This window comes from Winogradskyella sp. 3972H.M.0a.05 (assembly GCF_040493455.1).
Taxonomy (GTDB): Bacteria; Bacteroidota; Bacteroidia; order Flavobacteriales; family Flavobacteriaceae; genus Microcosmobacter.
The window spans coordinates 321633-340737 of record NZ_JANFDA010000004.1 but is presented as its reverse complement, the minus strand read 5'-3'; the positions used below and the strand labels follow the sequence as shown (position 1 = coordinate 340737).

Annotated in this window: 18 protein-coding genes; 10 read left to right on the top strand and 8 right to left on the bottom strand. The window is 36.7% G+C overall.

The genetic code is table 11. From position 1 onward, the window contains the following. Positions 1-121 precede the first annotated feature (121 nt). Positions 122-1174: a thiamine-phosphate kinase gene (gene thiL, locus NCE97_RS10635; protein WP_353779147.1), complete on the top strand. Its 1053-nt coding sequence runs from the start codon at positions 122-124 to the stop codon at positions 1172-1174. Here the strand turns inward: thiL and NCE97_RS15945 are convergent. The 3 genes from NCE97_RS15945 to NCE97_RS10620 all read right to left on the bottom strand — a co-directional run bounded on the left by NCE97_RS15945 (position 1158) and on the right by NCE97_RS10620 (position 2561). Then, a complete protein-coding gene (locus NCE97_RS15945) occupies positions 1158-1373 on the bottom strand; it encodes a DUF1660 family phage protein (protein WP_503066097.1) in 216 nt (71 codons plus the stop codon). The genes thiL and NCE97_RS15945 overlap by 17 nt on opposite strands. A gap of 66 nt (positions 1374-1439) precedes the next feature. Continuing rightward, positions 1440-1724, bottom strand: a complete 285-nt coding sequence (locus NCE97_RS10625) for a DUF1660 family phage protein (protein WP_353779145.1) — start codon at positions 1722-1724, stop codon at positions 1440-1442. A 57-nt stretch (positions 1725-1781) separates the two neighbouring features. Then, positions 1782-2561 carry an alpha/beta fold hydrolase gene (locus NCE97_RS10620; RefSeq protein ID WP_353779143.1) on the bottom strand — a complete coding sequence of 260 codons (780 nt, stop codon included), beginning with the start codon at positions 2559-2561 and terminating at the stop codon, positions 1782-1784. 86 nt (positions 2562-2647) lie between these two features. On the opposite strand from NCE97_RS10620, the gene NCE97_RS10615 reads away from it, so the two are divergent. Next, a complete protein-coding gene (locus NCE97_RS10615) occupies positions 2648-4198 on the top strand; it encodes a serine hydrolase (RefSeq protein ID WP_353779141.1) in 1551 nt (516 codons plus the stop codon). Next, positions 4199-5497 carry a branched-chain amino acid transport system II carrier protein gene (gene brnQ, locus NCE97_RS10610; RefSeq protein WP_353779140.1) on the top strand — a complete coding sequence of 433 codons (1299 nt, stop codon included), beginning with the start codon at positions 4199-4201 and terminating at the stop codon, positions 5495-5497. On the opposite strand, the gene NCE97_RS10605 is transcribed toward brnQ, so the two are convergent. From NCE97_RS10605 to NCE97_RS10595, 3 genes are all read right to left on the bottom strand, one after another. Then, positions 5494-5787, bottom strand: a complete 294-nt coding sequence (locus tag NCE97_RS10605; RefSeq protein ID WP_353779138.1) for a DUF2188 domain-containing protein — start codon at positions 5785-5787, stop codon at positions 5494-5496. The genes brnQ and NCE97_RS10605 overlap by 4 nt on opposite strands. 17 nt (positions 5788-5804) lie before the next feature. Continuing rightward, positions 5805-7097: an aminopeptidase P family protein gene (locus NCE97_RS10600; protein ID WP_353779137.1), complete on the bottom strand. Its 1293-nt coding sequence runs from the start codon at positions 7095-7097 to the stop codon at positions 5805-5807. A gap of 126 nt (positions 7098-7223) precedes the next feature. Then, positions 7224-7436, bottom strand: coding sequence for a hypothetical protein (locus NCE97_RS10595; protein WP_353779136.1), 213 nt, complete (start codon positions 7434-7436; stop codon positions 7224-7226). A gap of 266 nt (positions 7437-7702) precedes the next feature. On the opposite strand from NCE97_RS10595, the gene NCE97_RS10590 reads away from it, so the two are divergent. The 5 genes from NCE97_RS10590 to NCE97_RS10570 all read left to right on the top strand — a co-directional run bounded on the left by NCE97_RS10590 (position 7703) and on the right by NCE97_RS10570 (position 14985). Continuing rightward, complete coding sequence (locus NCE97_RS10590) at positions 7703-10546, top strand: VPS10 domain-containing protein (RefSeq protein WP_353779225.1); 2844 nt, start codon at positions 7703-7705, stop codon at positions 10544-10546. Positions 10547-10585: 39 nt separating this feature from the next. After that, the gene (locus NCE97_RS10585) at positions 10586-11449 is read left to right on the top strand and encodes a hypothetical protein (RefSeq protein WP_353779134.1); all 864 of its coding nucleotides are present in this window, start codon (positions 10586-10588) and stop codon (positions 11447-11449) included. A 93-nt stretch (positions 11450-11542) separates the two neighbouring features. Further along, entirely contained in the window at positions 11543-12202 is a 660-nt protein-coding gene (locus NCE97_RS10580) for a succinate dehydrogenase cytochrome b subunit (RefSeq protein WP_353779132.1), read from the top strand. Between the two features lie 15 nt (positions 12203-12217). Then, the gene (locus NCE97_RS10575; protein WP_353779131.1) at positions 12218-14230 is read left to right on the top strand and encodes a fumarate reductase/succinate dehydrogenase flavoprotein subunit; all 2013 of its coding nucleotides are present in this window, start codon (positions 12218-12220) and stop codon (positions 14228-14230) included. Positions 14231-14238: 8 nt separating this feature from the next. After that, on the top strand, positions 14239-14985 hold the full coding sequence (locus tag NCE97_RS10570; RefSeq protein ID WP_353779129.1) for a succinate dehydrogenase/fumarate reductase iron-sulfur subunit: 747 nt from the start codon (positions 14239-14241) through the stop codon (positions 14983-14985). Between the two features lie 72 nt (positions 14986-15057). Here NCE97_RS10570 and NCE97_RS10565 read toward each other — a convergent pair whose 3' ends face one another. Then, positions 15058-15438, bottom strand: a complete 381-nt coding sequence (locus tag NCE97_RS10565) for a hypothetical protein (RefSeq protein WP_353779127.1) — start codon at positions 15436-15438, stop codon at positions 15058-15060. A gap of 106 nt (positions 15439-15544) precedes the next feature. Continuing rightward, positions 15545-16705, bottom strand: coding sequence for a 3-deoxy-D-manno-octulosonic acid transferase (locus NCE97_RS10560; RefSeq protein WP_353779126.1), 1161 nt, complete (start codon positions 16703-16705; stop codon positions 15545-15547). Positions 16706-16935: 230 nt separating this feature from the next. Between NCE97_RS10560 and NCE97_RS10555 the strand changes: the two genes are divergently transcribed. Next, the gene (locus tag NCE97_RS10555; protein WP_353779124.1) at positions 16936-18090 is read left to right on the top strand and encodes a DegT/DnrJ/EryC1/StrS family aminotransferase; all 1155 of its coding nucleotides are present in this window, start codon (positions 16936-16938) and stop codon (positions 18088-18090) included. Next, positions 18083-19102, top strand: coding sequence for a UDP-glucose 4-epimerase GalE (gene galE, locus NCE97_RS10550; RefSeq protein ID WP_353779123.1), 1020 nt, complete (start codon positions 18083-18085; stop codon positions 19100-19102). The genes NCE97_RS10555 and galE overlap by 8 nt, the downstream gene beginning before the upstream one ends. The last annotated feature ends 3 nt before the right edge of the window (positions 19103-19105 follow it).

Here is a 19105-nt window from a genome sequence, read left to right as displayed (position 1 = left end):
ATTTTAAACATACTAATAAATAATTGGCTTACCGAAGAAATGCATGATTTTTCGACGAAATGCATCTCTTGAAAATGCACTAATTAGTATCTATTCTCGCAAAAGCCATTACTTTTGCAACATGTTAGAAGATAAGAACCCACAAAGAACATCAATAAGCGAGCTAGGAGAGTTTGGTCTTATAGAACACTTAACTAAGAATTTTGACATAAAACATCAATCAACCATAAAAGGCATTGGTGATGACGCAGCGGTTTTAGAGTTTACTGATAAACAGGTTGTTGTTACAACAGATCTTTTGGTGGAGAATGTGCACTTCGATCTTAGCTATATGCCTTTAAAGCATTTAGGCTACAAGGCGGTTGTTGTAAATCTCTCTGACGTATATGCAATGAATGCTAATGCGACACAGATTACAGTTTCCATTGCAATCTCTAACAGATTTCCTTTAGAGGCTGTAGAAGAATTGTATGCAGGAATTGAAACGGCTGCCAAAATATATGGCGTGGATGTTATTGGAGGTGATACAACGTCTTCAACTACTGGATTGTTAATTTCCATTACTGCGCTTGGTGAGGTAGATAAAAAAGATGTTGTATATAGAAATGGTGCACAACCAAACGACTTAATAGTTGTTACTGGAGATATTGGTGGTGCTTATATGGGCTTGCAAGTTCTGGAGCGCGAGAAAGAAGTCTTTAAGGTAAACCCAAATAATCAGCCAGATTTATCCATGTACACGTATATCGTGGAACGACAACTAAAACCTGAAGCTCGAAAAGATATTGTGGAATTGCTAAAGCATTTGGAAGTAAAACCTACGTCGATGATTGATGTTAGTGATGGTCTGTCTTCTGAAGTTATTCATTTGTGCAAGCAAAGTAATGTTGGCTGCGAATTGTACGAAAATAAAATTCCGTTGGACCCTCAAGTAATTTCTACTTGTGAAGAATTTGATATAGATAGTACCACTATTGCTTTGAGTGGTGGAGAAGACTATGAGTTGTTGATGACAATTTCGCAAGAGGATTATCCAAAAATAAAGGCAAATCCAAATCTTACAGTAGTTGGCTATGTGACAGAATTGTCCAAGGGGATGAATTTGGTCACCAGAGCAGAGGCTCTAGTGCCATTAATTGCTAGAGGCTGGAACTCACTTAACGATCAAGCATAACCTGTTTTCGCTCGAGACGTCGTGTATGAATACGTTCAAGGATAGAATTAATTTCCTTGTACTTTGGTGTAAGCAATGTAAGCTTTCCGTTACCATTGGTGGTAACTTGCATTCCACAGCGTTTACATTTGTATTCTTTGACAGCGTAAGTAACGTTCTTAGAAATCTTAAACTGATGCCCAACAATTGAGCAATACATATGTTTCACAATCTTTTAAATTTAGCGTATAATTTAGAGGGATTCTAAATATAGTAAATTCCTTGATTATGCTGAGTTTTTTAGCTGGTAAATCGACGAATTGAAAGATTTCTGCTGTAAATGCATCATTCGCCTTGTATAAATCTTTTCTAGGATAGAGTTAATCTCTTTGAACTTGGGAGTTAGTTCGGTAAGTCTTCCGTTGCTGTTGGTAGTTAGTTGACGTTTGCAGCACTTACAAGTATACTCTTTTACATGATAGGTTACTTTCTTAGAGACTTCGTACCTATGACCGAAGATCGCGCAATATAGTTTTGAGGTCAATGGAACTTTAGAAGTAGGCTTTTTCATGTCGATTAGATTTGGATGTCTAACTTAGATAAAAAAACAAATAAAAACGCTGAAACGCTACAAGTTTTCGATAAAGTGTTTTAAAAATGAGAGTAAATTCTTATTATTTTCAATATGACTCATATGTCCTTCAGAAAATTCTTCATAAAAAATGTCAGTATTTTCTATTTTTTTCAAAAGATGTTTGCCATCAATTATAGAATCTTTCTTTCCTAAGATGATAATTTTTTTTGCTTTAAGAGACTTTAAAACCTCAAATCTATTTGTTCTTATTTTCATGCCTTCTTGTGCGGCAATATAACCTTGAACTGAAGTTTGAAGTGCTACTGCTAAAGCACTTTCATATTCTGATTTGAATTTTTTCCTACTCTCAGGAGCAAAGAGATTGGCAAAAGACATTCGGATTAAATTTTCAAAACTGTGTTTAGCCATTGCTATGGCTCTGGTTCTAATATCTTTTCGTTCTTGAGTGTCAGCTTCAAAAGTAGAATTCATTAAGCATAGCCCCTTTATGAGTTCTGGGTGCTGTTCGGCAATGGCTAAGGCTGCATAGCCTCCCATGGAGTGTCCAATGATTATTGTGCTATCTATCTTTAAATGTTTTAAAACCGCTAAGACAGAGTCCGCCATATCTTCCATTGTATGGATATAGCCAAGACAACCTGTTTTGCCATGACCAAGAAGATCTAATGTGATTATTCTATTGGATACGGAGAGATGTGGTACTATATCATTCCACATGCTTTGATCCTCTAAAAACCCATGAAGTAAAATGATTACTTCACCGTTTCCATGATCTTCATAATGAATATCTACGCCTTTGTGATTTAAAACCATAAGCTGCAAAGATAGTATTTGATTGTCTTAAGAAATATTGGTGGGTGATTTTACTATATTTGATAGCTCGCAAAAAAAATCCTAATATGAAAATGAGACTGTTTGTTATAGCTACACTGTTGTTTAGCTTTACTTCCATTCAGGCACAAATGCCTCAAGACAAAATAGACAAACTCGTACAAGAAACATTAACAACATTTGAAGTTCCAGGTATTTCAGTTGGGGTATTTAAAGATGGTGAAGTCGTTTACGCTAAAGGTCATGGTATACGTTCCATGACAAACAAAAAGGAGATGAATGCCAACACTCTGGTTGGTGTTGCGTCTAATAGTAAAGGGTTTACGTGTTTTGCTTTAGCGATGCTCATAGATGAAGGAAAACTTAGTTGGGATGATCCTGTCAGGAAACATATTCCCGAGTTTCAATTGCATGATCCTTGGGTTACGGAGCATTTTACAGTTAGAGATTTGGTTACCCATAGAAGTGGTATGGGATTGGGTGCTGGAGACTTAATGTTTTTTCCTGAAGGGAATAATTTTACTGTTCAGGATATCATTAACAATGTTCGTTATTTGGAGCCAGAAAGTTCTTTTAGGAGTCGGTTTGCATACAACAATAACATGTTTATCGTGGCTGGAGAAGTCCTTAAACGTGTTAGCGGAATGTCGTGGGAACAATTTATTGAAACCAGAATAATGAAACCTGTTGGGATGATTAACAGTAAAGCGTCTTACAATCGTGTAACGGATAGGTCGAATATTATTGATGCGCACACTAGAGCAGATGGTGAAGTTATTCAAATTCCGCACGATTGGAGTGAAACTGCAAATGCAGCAGGAGGTATTGTTAGTAATGTGCACGATATGCTTACCTGGGCAAAATTTTTAATGAATGATGCGGTTACAGAAAGCGGTGAGCGTCTTTTGAGCGAAGCTCAATTCCATGAATTATGGCAGCTGCAAACGCCACTAAGGGTAAGGGCAAATGATAGCTACGCTACTAACTTTAGAGGCTATGGTTTAGGATGGTTTGTTAGCGATGTCAAAGGCGGTTATAAGCAAGTAACGCATACGGGTGGTTTGATAGGAACGGTAACTCAGTTTACGATGATTCCAGAATTAGATTTAGCCATCGTTGTGCTTACTAACCAAATGAATGGTTCGGCATTTAGAACAATAACCAATACGATTAAAGATAGTTATTTAGGTTATGAAGACAGAGGCTGGCTGAAGCGATTGGGTGAACGCAATGCGAACTATCTGAAATATAATGATAGTTTGAAGGTTGAGGTTTATAAGAAAGTAGAAGCTATGAAAAATAGTTCTAGTTTACCTAAGCCAGATCAGATTACAGGAACGTACACAGATGATTGGTTTGGAGATATTATTATAAAGCACGATGGTAATGGATACAAAATAAACTGTGATAGATCATCTAGATTGTTTGGAGAATTATTGCCTTATAATGCTACGACTTATGTAGCGAAATGGAATGATAGAAGCTATGATGCTGATGTGTTTGTGCAGTTTACGTTTGATGAAAAAGGTAATGCTACAAGCGCCACAATGAAATATATTGCTCCGATTACCGACTTTAGTTTTGATTTTCATGATTTAGAACTTAAAAGAACCAACTAATTGAATTCTAGAAAAGAACTTTTCATAACCAGCTTTGCATTATTCTCTTTGTTTTTTGGTGCAGGCAATTTATTGTTACCACCTCTACTAGGATACAATGCAGGGGAGAAATGGTTTTGGGTAGCACTTGGTTTTATGCTCACAGCCGTGGTTATTCCTATTATTGGAATTTTTGCTCATGCCAAGCTTCAGGGAACGATGTATGATTTTGGAAAAAAAGTATCTCCTACATTTAGTTTGGTTTACTGTGTTATTGTATACATTATTTCGGTAGCTATACCATCACCTAGAACAGCTTCTGCGACTCATGAAATAGCGATACATCCTGCTTTTGGAACTAGTCCATTGTTAACGAGTCTTGTCTATTTTGCTTTGGTTTTACTTTTTGTGTTGAATCGATCTAAGATTCTCAGCATTATCGGTAAGTTTTTGACACCAATGATTGTTATCATGCTTTTGCTGGTGATAGGGATAGGTCTATATCACAGTAGCTTGCCAAATACAGGAACACTAGAAACTCCTGTTGTCGAAGGTGTTTTGGAAGGCTACCAAACATTTGATGCTATAGGTGCTGTAGTCGTAGGTGCGTTCATTATCATCTCAGTTAATTTACGTAACAAAGGGTCTTTTGAAGTTAAACGAAAACTCATTCGCCAGTCAGGAATTATAGCAGGCTTAGGGTTGTTCCTTATCTATGCAGGATTGATCGCTGTAGGCGCTTATTATGGTAGTGAAATAGCTATAGATAATTCTTTGAGTAGTGATATGCAGCGTGCTAATTTGTTGAGAGGTATTAGTCTGTCAGCCTTAGGAGATTTTGGTAATAGCGCATTGAGTATTTTAATTGCATTAGCATGCTTTACAACGGCGGTTGGGATTATAGCAGGAACAGCTGATTATTTCAAAGGTTTGTTGGGAGATTCGCAATTGGTTTATAAGCTTACTGCTATTATTGCTTGTGTGTTTGGAGTTGGAGTTGGTCAACTAGATTTTCATTCTATTATTGTTATTGCAGTACCAGTGTTGCTGTTCATCTACCCTATAACCATTATCCTTATTCTGCTAAATGTTTTGTCAAATCGACATGCAACTCCGCTAGTGTTTAGAGCTACAGTCATCACCACATTTATCTTTAGTATACCAGATGTTGTTGGATTTATCTGGCCTTCAGAAGCGTTAGCATCTGTTGTAGCTTACATTCCTTTGGCTAAGTATCATTTGGGTTGGGTGTTACCTGCTTTAGTAGTTTCTGTAGTTGTAAATCTTTTAACTAAAAAAGAGATGGAGCAGTTCAACTAATCCTCTTTGTAGCTAATTCGATCTCGTATAGTGCCATCTTCTCTGTGGATAATCACATCCGAATCATAACGTTTTGCTATAACTTTTGCTTTATTAATCGCAGTACTCTGTTTGCGGTGTTTTGAAGTTATTTTTTTATTGCCTTCTCGTCGTACTGCCCATCCTTCCTCATAAGGGACAACATGCTGGTGCCACGTTCGCTTTCTACTATTACCATAACCTAGCGCTTTGAGAATAGCTTCGATAAGACGTTGAATATCCTTTGCCCAAGAAGTTTTGGTTTTAGTCATTTTGAAAATGGAATAAACTAGGAATTCATCAAATCTTCAATCTCATCAGCTTCAATAGGAATGTTTTTCATAAGATTGAAAGGTTCTCCAGAATCTTGAATGACTACGTCATCTTCTAAACGAATACCAAAGCCTTCATCTGGGATATAAATTCCAGGTTCAACAGTAAACACCATATTAGCTTGCATAGGTTCATGCAATAAACCATAATCGTGTGTGTCTAAACCAATATGATGACTTGTGCCGTGCATAAAGTATTTCTTGTACGCTGGCCAATCTGGATTTTCATTCTGAACATCAGCCTTGTCTAGTAAACCGAGACCTAGAAGTTCTGAAGTCATAAGCTTACCAACTTCAACATGATATTGTTCCCAAAATGCACCAGGAACAAGCATTTTAGTGGCTTCATCTTTAACACGATTTACAGCATTATAAACGGCTCTTTGTCTGTCTGTAAAACGACCAGATACAGGAATAGTGCGAGACATATCACTTGAGAAATTGGCGTACTCAGCACCTACGTCCATAAGTAATAAATCTCCAGCTTTACATTGGTTGTTATTCTCTATATAGTGTAATACATTGGCATTATTTCCTGAAGCTACGATAGGAGTATAAGCAAAACCTTTGGAGCGATTGTTTAAAAACTCGTGCATATATTCTGCTTCGATATTGTATTCCCAGACGCCAGGTTTTACAAAGCTCAAAATCCTTCTAAAGCCTTTTTCGGTAATATCGCATGCCTTTTGCATTAGAGCTAATTCAATAGGATCTTTCACCGAACGTAGTCTTTGCAGAATAGGATTGCTCTTTGCGACACGATGCGCAGGATATTTTTCCTTTAACCATTTTGTATAGCGGTCTTCTCTAGTTTCGGTTTCTACATTAGCGCGATAATGCTCGTTGGTATTAATGTACACAGTGTCGCATTGCGTCATCAATTCGAACATAATCTTTTCCATATCCTGGAGCCAGTATACAGTCTTAATTCCAGAAGTTTTGAAAGCCGCTTCTTTCGTTAATTTTTCACCTTCCCAAACTGCAATATGTTCGTTGGTTTCTTTGAGAAACAATATCTCGCGATGTTTCTCTTTAGGGCAATCTGGGAAAATCACTAAAATACTTTCCTCTTGATCGACACCACTTAGGTAAAATATATCTCTATGCTGTTCAAAAGGCATTGTGCTGTCAGCACTAACAGGATATATATCATTACTATTGAAAACAGCTAAACTATTGGGCTGCATTTGAGCTGCGAAGTTGTTACGATTTTTTATAAAAAGTTGGCGATCAATAAGGTCGTATTTCATTGTAATAAAAGATTAGAGGCTAAAGGTAGTTAGATTATATAATTCTATCAAATCGAACTAAGAATGAGTTCTAAAGAAAAAGCGCCTCCCAAACGGGAAGCGCTTTTTTCATTCATTCAATTATTGTTACTTATTCATAGCTTTTTTTATCATTCCAATAACGGCCATTACAATTCCTCCACCAACTGCTCCACTACCGACACTACCGAGTATACCACTTAGATCCATTTCTCCGCCACCATCACCAATACCGAGCATACCTAACACTTGACCACCTAGGCCACCACCTAGAATTCCTACTATAGAATTCCACAATGAGCCCATAGTGAACTTTTTCATTAATGAGCCAGCAATATTTCCGCCGATTGCGCCACTAATGAGTTGAATAATTAAAGGTAAATAATCTTCCATTTTAAAAATAGTTATTAGTTAATCGCGTCAAAAGTATAAGAAAATTCATAAAAAATGTTAAAAAAATAGAAAATCAATAACAAAATTGTTAACAAATTTATTTTTATTCATTATTGTGATTTTGTTAAATCCAGTAACTCGCTTTGATGACTCAAGCTTAATGGTTAATTTTCTAGTGTTAAAAACTAACCATGATGAAAGTATTTTCTCCAATTTTTCTAGGCTTGGTATTCCTAGTTAATGTATCCTTTGCACAACAATCAGCAACATCTTCAAACCTCGTTCAAGATGCTCTAAATCAAAAAAGAGCAATGGTAGAGAGTTCTATTGTAAAAAATGTTCCTTTCGAGAATATAGGGCCAACAGTGATGAGTGGTCGTGTTGTAGATTTGGCTGTCAATCCAGATAAACCTTCAGAATTTTATGTTGCCTATGCTTCAGGTGGGCTTTGGCATACTACAAATAACGGAACCACTTTTATGCCGATACTAGATAATTCGGATACTCAAAATATTGGAGACATAGCGGTGCATTGGCCAACAAGAACAATTTGGGTAGGTACTGGTGAGAATAACTCTTCACGCTCATCCTATGCCGGAATTGGGATTTTGAAATCCAGTGATAATGGGAAAACATGGAGCAATGTTGGGCTTCACGATTCGCATCATATTGGTCGTATCCTTATCAATCCTTCAAATCCAGATGAGGTCGTTATTGGTGTAACAGGGCATTTATATTCCCCGAGCCAAGAACGTGGCATATATAAAACTACAGATGGAGGAAAAACCTGGGCGCAAACATTGTTTGTGGATAATGTCAGCGGAATTATTGACTTACAACATTCGCCAAATAATTTTAATGTGATGTTTGCTTCGTCTTGGACCAAAGATAGAAAGGCATGGAATTTTGATGGAAGCGGAAACAATTCAGCGATATATAAAAGTACTGATGCGGGTAGTACATGGACTAAGGTTTCAACAGAAGCTAGTGGATTTCCTACAGGGCAAGGTGTAGGTAGAATAGGATTGGCGATTTATGATGACAATACTGTTTATGCTATACACGATAGTCAATTCCGGAGACCTTCAGAAGGAAAAAAAGAAGCACGTAGAGGATTGACAAAAGATGATTTTAAAACCATGTCTGTCGATGCCTTTCTGAAGCTTGAAGACAAGAAGTTAAACACATATTTGAAGATGAACGGTTTTCAGGAAAAGTACAGAGCAGAAAACGTGAAGCAGATGGTGAGAAGCGGTAATGTGAAACCTATAGACCTAGCAACATATTTGGAAAATGCTAATTCTATGTTGTTTGATACACCAGTTATTGGTGCAGAAGTTTATAAAAGCTCAGATGGAGGTAGAAGCTGGAAAAAGACGCATGATGATTATCTCGATGATTTATACTACAGCTATGGGTATTATTTTGGACATATTTATGTAGCGCCAAACAATGAAAACAATATTTACATCTATGGTGTACCAATCTTAAAATCTAAAAATGGAGGAAAATCCTTTACCTCTATTAGTGCTGAAAATGTGCATGCAGACCATCATGCATTATGGATAAATCCAAACAATCCAGACCACTTAATTGATGGAAATGATGGTGGTGTGAATATTACTTATGACGATGGTGAAAGCTGGATAAAAAACAATTCTCCTTCCGTTGGGCAATTTTATGCGATCAATGTCGATAATCAAACGCCTTATCGAGTCTATGGAGGTTTGCAAGATAATGGAGTATGGGTAGGCGCTCACAATGCACCAGAAAATAAAGGTTGGCATCAAAGCGGACAATATCCTTGGGAAAGTATTATGGGTGGCGATGGTATGAAAATACAGATTGATAATCGTAATGCAGATATCGTGTACACAGGATATCAGTTTGGGAATTATTTCAGAATTAATAGAGAGACTGGGAATCGAAAGTACATTCAGCCAAAACATCAATTAGGCGAAAGTCCATATCGATTCAATTGGCAGACTCCGATTTTATTATCACCGCATAATCAAGATATCTTGTATCTGGGAGGAAACAAACTAATGCGTTCCATGAATCAAGGTAATGATTGGGAAGCCATTAGTGACGATCTTACAACTGGTGGTAAGAAAGGAAATGTAGCCTATGGAACACTCACTACAATTAGCGAAAGTCCCTTTCAGTTTGGATTGATTTACGTTGGGAGCGATGACGGCTATGTTCACGTTACAAAGAATGCAGGAGGTAGTTGGGAACGCATTTCCGATAGTTTTCCGAAGGATCTTTGGGTGAGCAGAGTAGTTGCTTCACAGCACAAAAAAGAACGTGTTTATGTAACCTTGAATGGATATCGTTGGGATGACTTTAAAGTCTATGTTTATATGAGTGATGACTATGGACAAACATGGAAAAATATTAGTGGCAATATTCCAATGTCTCCAGTTAACGTTATCAGAGAAGATTCCGAAGTGGAAAATGTACTCTATCTAGGGACTGATAATGGTGCTTATGTATCTTTTGATACAGGAAATAGCTGGAGTGTTTTTTCTAAAGGGCTACCTAATGTAGCGGTTCATGATATTGTGATTCAGCCAGAAGCAAAAGACTTGCTGCTAGGTACGCATGGAAGAAGTATTTATAAAACAGATATCGAACCACTACAAGATTATGCACGCGATAAGTTTAATGTTTCCATAAAACTGTACGATGTTGCTTCAGTAAGGCATTCTGGACGTTGGGGAAGCTCCTGGAGCAAATGGTTGGAGCCTTACCAGCCTTCAACAGCTATTAAATTTTTCAGTAATTCAGAAGGTAAAAAAACAATAACGATAAAGAGTGAAGGAGGGTCAGAACTGAATGCAATTCAGGTAGATGCTGTGAAAGGGTTTAATTATGTAGATTATGATATGTCTATGACTGAAAAGGGTAGAAAGGCATTGTTGAAAGAGAATACTACTATTGACATTAATAAGGCGAAAAATGGTAAATACTATTTACCAAGGGGAAGCTATAATATTGCTATTGATGGAGCTACAAAAGTTTTAGAAATTAAATAAAAATTGACTTTCCTCGTTATTGAAAATAAACTCCAAGTCATGAAAAATATAGTGCGCCTTATTTGCTGTATCCTATTGTTCTCTGGATGTAGTTCAGATTCTGATAACAACACTGCCAGTTCGCCAAATCTTATCATTAAGTTTAAATTCGATCCGACTCAAGAGCGCTTGAATAATTTAGGTCAACCAGCAACTATTCCCTTGGGAAATGCAGCACAATCCCCAAACTTTCAAAGAATGAGTGCTAATTATATTGAGTTTGCTCCAAATGAATTAACAGCATTAGGATTGGGTGAGATTATCTATGAAGGACCAGAAACCAACGCTGGTGGTGCAATGGCGATTGACTTTCAGAATTCACGATTTGCAGGTGATGATGAAGTCTTTTTGACGATTCCATTATCTCAAGTAGCATCTGGCAATTACCAATGGGTAAGAGTATCATTGGCTTATCAGGAAGGGAATATTGATATTTTGGTTAGTGGGAATGATATTACCGGAACTCTCGGAAGTTTTGTGGGTTACAATAACTACATCACTTCGTTTGATCTTAACGGAAGCACTATATCAGTAAATGATGACGTGTTGCAAGGTTTTTGGGCTTTTGAAGCACTAGGCTTTACGACTCAAGGACAAGCTCCAGAAGGAGCTACTACAGTACCGAATCCTTTATTTGCTACATCACCAATACCGCAAGGATCTTGTGTGGTTACAGGTGAATTTGCCAATGGTCTTATCATTACAGGAAATGAAACCCAAGATGTTGAGGTTACATTATCATTTTCAGTTAATAATAGCTTTGAATGGACAGAGGTTAATGCAGACGGTAAGTATGAGCCTGAAGCAGGTGAACAAGTTGTAGATATGGGGTTACGAGGATTGATTCCTATGGTTTCTAATTAAAATCATTCTAAATAAAGATTTAAGTTTTCCATTGGTTGTCTAGCATCTAATTGAGGCGTATTTTTGCAAGGATAAAAAACTAACTACAACAAGATGAGTGGAATTTTTAATTCTTCAATTGGTAGGAAGTTTGCGATGGCATTATCAGCATTCTTCCTTATGATTTTCCTTCTACAACATTTTGCCATAAATATCCTATCAGTATTCAGTGAAACTGCTTTTAACGAAGCATCACATTTTATGGGAACGTTTTGGGCAGTGCAGTTTATTCTTCAGCCTATTCTGATTATTGGAATTTTATTCCATTTTACAATGGGTATTATTCTAGAATTGCAAAACAGGAAATCACGTCAAATAAAATACGCTAAGAATAATGGTGCAGCTAACTCTACTTGGATGAGTAGAAACATGATTTGGACAGGTCTTCTTATCGAAGCGTTTTTGATAGTACACATGTCTAATCTGTGGTGGCACGAAATGAAGGTAAAATATATTGATCCTCAAGAACCTGATCCAACACGTTATTATCATGAACTTGTGGAGCATTTTCAAAGCCCGGTAATAGTAGCTATTTATGTTGTAGCATTTGTGTTTTTATCATTGCATTTATTACATGGTTTTAATTCGGCATTCCAATCAGTTGGAGCGAACAACAAATACACTAAAGGACTTAAGGCATTCAGTAAGGTATATGCGATTGGTATTCCTTTAGGCTTCATTTTTATAGCATTGTTTCACCATTTAGCTCACTAATTCATTAATTAAGACATGGCTTTAGATTCTAAAACACCAAAAGGTCCAATAGCTGATAAGTGGACGAATCATAAAAATAAAATTAACCTTGTAAATCCAGCCAATAAGCGATTAATTGATGTTATTGTTGTTGGTACAGGATTAGCAGGCGGATCAGCAGCAGCAACGCTAGCTGAACTTGGTTATAATGTAAAAGCATTTTGCTTTCAGGATTCTCCAAGACGCGCACACTCTATTGCGGCTCAAGGAGGAATTAACGCAGCGAAGAACTATCAAGGTGATGGTGACTCAACCTATAGATTATTCTATGATACTGTAAAAGGAGGCGATTATCGTTCTCGTGAAGCAAACGTATATCGTTTGGCTGAGGTATCTGCAAATATTATTGACCAATGTGTTGCTCAAGGTGTTCCTTTTGCGAGAGATTATGGAGGACTTTTAGACAACCGTTCATTTGGAGGTGTACTAGTATCCAGAACATTTTATGCTAAAGGTCAAACAGGACAACAGTTATTACTTGGAGCATATTCCGCTATGAACCGCCAGATAGGCCGTGGAAAGATAAAGATGTACAATCGTCATGAAATGCTTGATGTTGTAATAGTAGATGGAAAGGCGAGAGGAATTATCACAAGAAATTTAGTTACTGGAGAAATAGAAAGACATTCAGCTCATGCTGTAGTATTGGGAACAGGTGGATATGGAAATGTATTCTTCCTATCTACTAATGCTATGGGAAGCAATGTAACTGCAGCTTGGAAAGCACACAAAAGAGGTGCTTACTTCGCAAATCCATGTTATACGCAGATTCACCCAACATGTATTCCTGTATCGGGAGATCATCAATCTAAATTGACACTGATGTCTGAATCGCTTCGTAATGATGGTCGTATTTGGGTGCCAAAGAACATGGATGATGTTATTGCGATTAGAGAAGGGAAAAAGAAACCAACAGATTTATCGGAAGACGAACGCGATTATTACTTAGAGCGACGTTATCCGGCCTTTGGAAACTTAGTGCCACGTGACGTTGCATCTAGAGCAGCAAAAGAGCGATGTGATGCTGGTTATGGAGTTAATGCTACTGGAGAAGCAGTGTACTTAGATTTCGCGTCTGCAATAGAGCGTTATGGAAAAGAGCAAGCACATATAAAAGGATTAGACGAGAACGATTCCAATGTTTATCTACCTCTAGGAAAAGAAGTCGTGAAGAACAAATACGGAAACCTTTTCCAAATGTATGAGAAGATCGTTGATCAAAACCCATACGAAACACCAATGATGATTTATCCTGCTGTACACTATACAATGGGAGGTGTTTGGGTAGATTATAACCTTCAGACAACTGTACCAGGATTATATTGTATCGGAGAAGCTAATTTCTCTGATCATGGTGCCAACCGTTTAGGAGCTTCGGCTTTGATGCAAGGACTTGCAGATGGTTATTTTGTATTACCATATACAATTGGAGATTATTTAGCTGATGATATTAGAACAGGACCAATCTCTACGGAGACAAAAGAGTTTGATGAAGCAGAGAAAAATGTTCGTGAAACTATAGACAAGTTGGTTAACAATAATGGGACAAAATCTGTAGATCATTTCCACAAACGATTAGGAAAAATCATGTGGAATAAAGTTGGAATGTCTCGTAATGAAAAAGGCTTAAAGGAAGCAATTACTGAGATCGCTGAATTGAGAAAAGAATTCTGGAATGATGTTAGAATCCCAGGATCTGCAAATGAGTATAATGAAGAATTAGCGAAAGCAGGTCGTGTTGCAGACTTCCTAGAATTAGGTGAATTATTTGCCAAAGATGCTTTGCATAGAACAGAATCGTGTGGCGGTCACTTTAGAGAAGAATCTGTAGAAGAAGATGGACCGCAAAAGGGAGAGGCTAAACGTAAAGATGATGAGTTTACTTATGTAGCTGCATGGGAATACAAAGGCGAGCCAAGTGATGCTGTACTGCATAAAGAGCAGTTAGAGTTTAATGACATAGAGTTGAAACAAAGAAGTTATAAATAATAAAGCATATGAATCTTACTTTAAAAATATGGCGTCAAAAAGATGCTAACGACAAAGGTAAAATGGTTGATTATCCAATCAGTGATGTTTCTCCAGACATGTCGTTTTTGGAAATGTTAGATGTGCTTAATGATCAATTGATCAACAAAGGCGAGGAGCCTGTTGCTTTCGATCATGATTGTCGTGAAGGTATATGCGGCATGTGTTCGTTATACATTAATGGAGAAGCTCATGGTCCAGATAGAGGCGTTACTACTTGCCAGTTGCACATGAGAATGTTTAATGATGGCGATACAATCTATATTGAACCTTTTAGAGCTCAAGCTTTTCCTGTGATAAAGGATTTGGTCGTGGATAGAAGTTCGTTCGATCGCATTCAACATGCAGGAGGGTTTATTTCTGTAAACACGTCAGGAAATACTATCGATGCTAATGCTATTCCAGTAAATAAGCACGATGCTGATACTGCATTTGATGCTGCTACCTGTATTGGTTGTGGAGCATGTGTTGCGTCTTGTAAAAACTCTAGTGCGATGCTATTTGTTTCTGCTAAAGTATCTCAGTTTGCATTATTACCTCAAGGACAGGTAGAAGCTACAGATCGTGTTCTTAACATGGTAAAACAAATGGATGAAGAAGGATTTGGTAACTGTACCAATACTGGAGCATGTGAAGTAGAATGCCCTAAAGGCATTTCACTTGAAAATATTGCACGTATGAATAGAGAATATCTTAAAGCTAGTCTTAAAGGATAAGCTCTTATAACAATAAACAAAAAAGCCCAATCTAGAGATTGGGCTTTTTTGTTATAAAAGTATAAGCTGATTTTAGTTGCCTTTTATTTTGTCAGCAGCTTTATCTAACTCTTTAGATCCTTTTTCTTTAGCTTTATCAACTGCGTCTTCTCCAGCTTTTTTAGCTTTGTCGATAGCATCTTTTCCAGCTTCTTTAGCATCTTCTACAGCTCCGTCTACTGCATCTTTAGCATCTTTTGCCATTTCCTCTCCTGCTTCTTTTAAATCATCTGCTGTCTCTTCAGCAGCATCTTTAGCTTTTTCTGCAGTGTCCTCAACAGTATTAGCTGCATCATCAGCTGCTTTTTCAGCATTTTCAACTGTATCTTCAGTCTTTTCTTTAGTTTCTCTACAAGATGTAAATGACAATGTTAGGGCAAGTACCATTACAATACTCAATACTACTTTTTTCATTCGTTTGTGTTTTAGTGTTAATTGTTAAAGTGCTAATGTAGGAACTTAATTGCAAAAAATGTTAAATTTTTTTAACATTTCTTTATTATAACAATTCCTATATGTCTTATTTACGAATGTAATTAAGTATTTGGATTACAGCGCCTTTATTTTGTTCTACATAATCAGCATTGCTTTTACCGCTAGATTTTCTGTACTCAGGGTCAGAAGTAAGTTTTTGCAGGATAGTATTGAATTTTACCTGATCTGTAACTGAAAACATGCCTTTGTTTTCTATCATAGATTTTGCTTCAGGAAATTTATCGTAATGTTTCCCTATAACGATAGGAATCCCAAATGCTGCAGCTTCTAATGTGTTATGCAGCCCTGTTGAACCCATAGCTCCACCGATATATGCAATATCAGCATAGCTATATACTTTCGATAATAAGCCGATAGTGTCTAGGATGAAAACATCATATTGAGAAACATCTTTTCCTTCTTTTTCAGAATACAAGACAACCTCTTTATTTATGGCATTTTTGAGTTTTAAAATGCCTTCTTTCTTAATGTTATGAGGAGCGATAATAACTTTTGTATTAGGCGCTAATTCTGAATTAATATAGGGAATAAGTATGTTTTCGTCGGCAGGCCAGGTACTACCAGCCACGAAGCATAATTTACTCTGTTTGAAGCTAGAAATGAAGTCTAGAGTATTGTTCATTTCTAACTGTTTAGAAACTCTATCAAATCTAGTATCTCCACTAACAGAAACATCAGTTATACCTATTGAAGCCAACAAATCTTTAGAACTTCTATCCTGAGTGAAAATATGATCAAAGCTTTCTAATGCATGCTTCATGAAATTACCATACCATTTAAAATACAACTGATCCTTTCTGAATAAAGCTGAAATAAGAAGTGTTTTTAACTCTCTTTTTTTGAGTTCTTCCAAGTAGTTTGGCCAGATTTCATACTTAACAAAAATGGTCAGTTCAGGATTAATCATATCTATAAATCGCTTAGCATTACCTTTAGTATCAAAAGGCAGATAAACAACTATGTCAGCAACAGATGTGTGTTTTTTTACTTCGTAGCCAGAAGGAGAAAAGAAGCTCAAAACAATTTTATGATTGGGGTAGTCGACTCTTAAAACTTCAAACAAGGGAAAGCCCTGCTCATATTCGCCCAGAGACGCACAGTGAAACCAAATAACATTATCTGACGACTGTATAGATGACGATAGCTTTTGAAATGTCTCAGATCGACCGACAATACCCAGTTTCAATTTTTTATTAAAAGCCGAGGCAAATTTCAATACAAAAACAGAAAAAAAAGTAAGAATGTTATATAGTGTTCTCAACCAAAGATGTTTGTGCTAAAATACTGTTCTTTATGATAAATGATTAGCCCTAAAGTACTAATTTTTGTATTTTCGTTCCTCAAAATTATGGGTTTATAATTATAAATGCGCTAAGCTTTCATAATTAATAAGATTTCCCGTTCAAAAGAGAATTCATGAGAAAAATTCAAATGGTTGACCTTCAAAGTCAATATCAAAATATAAAGCACATAGTAGATCCATCAATCCAGGAAATTTTAGAAAGCGCAGCATTTGTTAATGGACCAAAAGTGCACGAGTTTCAAAAGAATTTAGAAGACTATCTGGATGTAAAACATGTTATACCTTGTGCTAATGGTACAGATGCTTTACAGATTGCAATGATGGGCTTAGGTTTAGAGCAAGGAGATGAAGTAATTACTGCGGATTTTACTTTTGCAGCTACTGTTGAGGTTATAGCGCTTTTGAAATTAACTCCTGTTTTGGTTGATGTGGACGAAGATACGTTCAATATTAATATAGATGCAATTAAGAAGGCGATTACACCAAAAACTAAAGCCATAGTGCCAGTTCATTTATTTGGACAGTGTGCTAATATGGAAGCTATAATGCAAATAGCTGAAGAGCATAACCTTTATGTTATTGAGGATAATGCGCAAGCTATTGGTGCTAACTACGTTTACTCTGATGGTAGAAAAGCCAAAGCAGGAACCATTGGTCATGTTGCGGCGACTTCGTTTTTTCCGTCCAAGAATTTGGGATGCTATGGAGATGGTGGTGCTATTTTCACCAATGACGATGAATTAGCGCATACTATTAGAGGAATTGTTAATCATGGGATGTATAAACGCTATCACCACGACGTGGTTGGCGTGAATTCTCGATTAGATTCTATACAGGCTGCAGTATTGGATGCTAAGCTTAAGCATTTGGATGAATATAGTAACGCAAGACAAAAGGCTGCCCAAAAATATAATGAAGCTTTTAAGGATAATAACAAGATAATTACTCCAAAAACCGTAGCGGGTTGCGATGGTGTTTGCGATACTTGTGATTGCCATGTGTTTCATCAATATACGCTAAAAATAAAAGGCGCTGATAGAGATGCTCTCGTTAAGCATTTGAATGAAAATGGAATACCATGCGGTGTATATTATCCTATTCCGCTTCATAGACAAAAGGCTTATTTAGATGAACGTTATAATGAAGATGATTTTGTTGTTACAAATAGATTAGTTGATGAAGTTATTTCATTACCAATGCACACCGAATTGGACGATGAGCAAATTGATTTCATCACCAGTAAAGTGTTAGATTTTGTAAATGGATAAGGTTTTAGTTACGGGAGGGCTTGGGTTTATAGGCTCTCATACAGTAGTTGAGCTTCTTAATGAAGGTTATGAAGTTGTGATCATTGATGATCTATCTAACTCTTCAATTGATGTCCTCGATGGCATTAATGAAATTACTGGAAAGAAGCCCATATTTGAAAAAATTGACTTAAAGAATAAGAGTGAAGTCATTTCGTTTTTTGAAAAGCATAAAAACCTAAAAGGTATTATTCATTTTGCAGCAAATAAAGCTGTAGGTGAAAGTGTTGAGAAACCGCTAATGTATTATGAAAATAATATTACTGGTCTCATATATATACTGAACGAATTGAGTAAGCAAACAGAACAGAACTTTATTTTTAGCTCTTCTTGTACTGTTTATGGCCAAGCCGATGAATTACCAATAACAGAAAGCGCACCAGTAAAACTTCCAGAATCTCCTTACGGTAACACAAAACAAATAGGAGAAGAAATAATACAAGATGTATGTAAGGTGTCTAATAAACTCAATGCAATTTCATTACGTTATTTTAATCCTATTGGAGCGCATCCAACAGCAAAAATAGGAGAACTTCCAATTGGCGTGCCGCAAAATTTAGTTCCTTATATTACTCAGACTGCAATCGGAATAAGAGAACAATTATCTGTGTTTGGTGGTGATTACCCTACACCAGATGGAACTTGCGTTAGAGATTACATACATGTTATTGATGTCGCTAAGGCTCATATTGTTGCTTTAAAAAGACTTATAGAAAAAAATAACCAAAACAACTTTGAAGTTTATAATATAGGAACAGGTAAAGGTAGTTCGGTATTGGACGTTATTGAATCTTTCGAACGCGTTTCAGATATGAAACTCAATTATAAAATAGTTGAGCGAAGATCTGGAGATGTCAGTGCTGCTTATGCGGATACTTCTAAGGCTAACCGTGTCCTAGGCTGGAAAACTGAGCTTTCGCTTGATGATGCTTTACTTTCCGCCTGGCGATGGCAACAATCTCAACCAAAGTAATCT

Excerpts from the sequence above, each read along its gene's own strand:
- NCE97_RS10620 (WP_353779143.1), bottom strand. The coding sequence starts at position 2,561 with ATGGTTTTAAATCACAAAGGCGTAGATATTCATTATGAAGATCATGGA.
- NCE97_RS10575 (WP_353779131.1), top strand. The coding sequence starts at position 12,218 with ATGGCTTTAGATTCTAAAACACCAAAAGGTCCAATAGCTGATAAGTGG.
- NCE97_RS15945 (WP_503066097.1), bottom strand. The coding sequence starts at position 1,373 with ATGTATTGCTCAATTGTTGGGCATCAGTTTAAGATTTCTAAGAACGTT.
- NCE97_RS10595 (WP_353779136.1), bottom strand. The coding sequence starts at position 7,436 with ATGAAAAAGTTCACTATGGGCTCATTGTGGAATTCTATAGTAGGAATT.
- NCE97_RS10605 (WP_353779138.1), bottom strand. The coding sequence starts at position 5,787 with ATGACTAAAACCAAAACTTCTTGGGCAAAGGATATTCAACGTCTTATC.
- NCE97_RS10625 (WP_353779145.1), bottom strand. The coding sequence starts at position 1,724 with ATGAAAAAGCCTACTTCTAAAGTTCCATTGACCTCAAAACTATATTGC.
- thiL (WP_353779147.1), top strand. The coding sequence starts at position 122 with ATGTTAGAAGATAAGAACCCACAAAGAACATCAATAAGCGAGCTAGGA.
- NCE97_RS10615 (WP_353779141.1), top strand. The coding sequence starts at position 2,648 with ATGAAAATGAGACTGTTTGTTATAGCTACACTGTTGTTTAGCTTTACT.
- galE (WP_353779123.1), top strand. The coding sequence starts at position 18,083 with ATGGATAAGGTTTTAGTTACGGGAGGGCTTGGGTTTATAGGCTCTCAT.
- NCE97_RS10590 (WP_353779225.1), top strand. The coding sequence starts at position 7,703 with ATGAAAGTATTTTCTCCAATTTTTCTAGGCTTGGTATTCCTAGTTAAT.
- NCE97_RS10555 (WP_353779124.1), top strand. The coding sequence starts at position 16,936 with ATGAGAAAAATTCAAATGGTTGACCTTCAAAGTCAATATCAAAATATA.
- NCE97_RS10570 (WP_353779129.1), top strand. The coding sequence starts at position 14,239 with ATGAATCTTACTTTAAAAATATGGCGTCAAAAAGATGCTAACGACAAA.
- NCE97_RS10580 (WP_353779132.1), top strand. The coding sequence starts at position 11,543 with ATGAGTGGAATTTTTAATTCTTCAATTGGTAGGAAGTTTGCGATGGCA.
- NCE97_RS10600 (WP_353779137.1), bottom strand. The coding sequence starts at position 7,097 with ATGAAATACGACCTTATTGATCGCCAACTTTTTATAAAAAATCGTAAC.
- NCE97_RS10585 (WP_353779134.1), top strand. The coding sequence starts at position 10,586 with ATGAAAAATATAGTGCGCCTTATTTGCTGTATCCTATTGTTCTCTGGA.
- NCE97_RS10565 (WP_353779127.1), bottom strand. The coding sequence starts at position 15,438 with ATGAAAAAAGTAGTATTGAGTATTGTAATGGTACTTGCCCTAACATTG.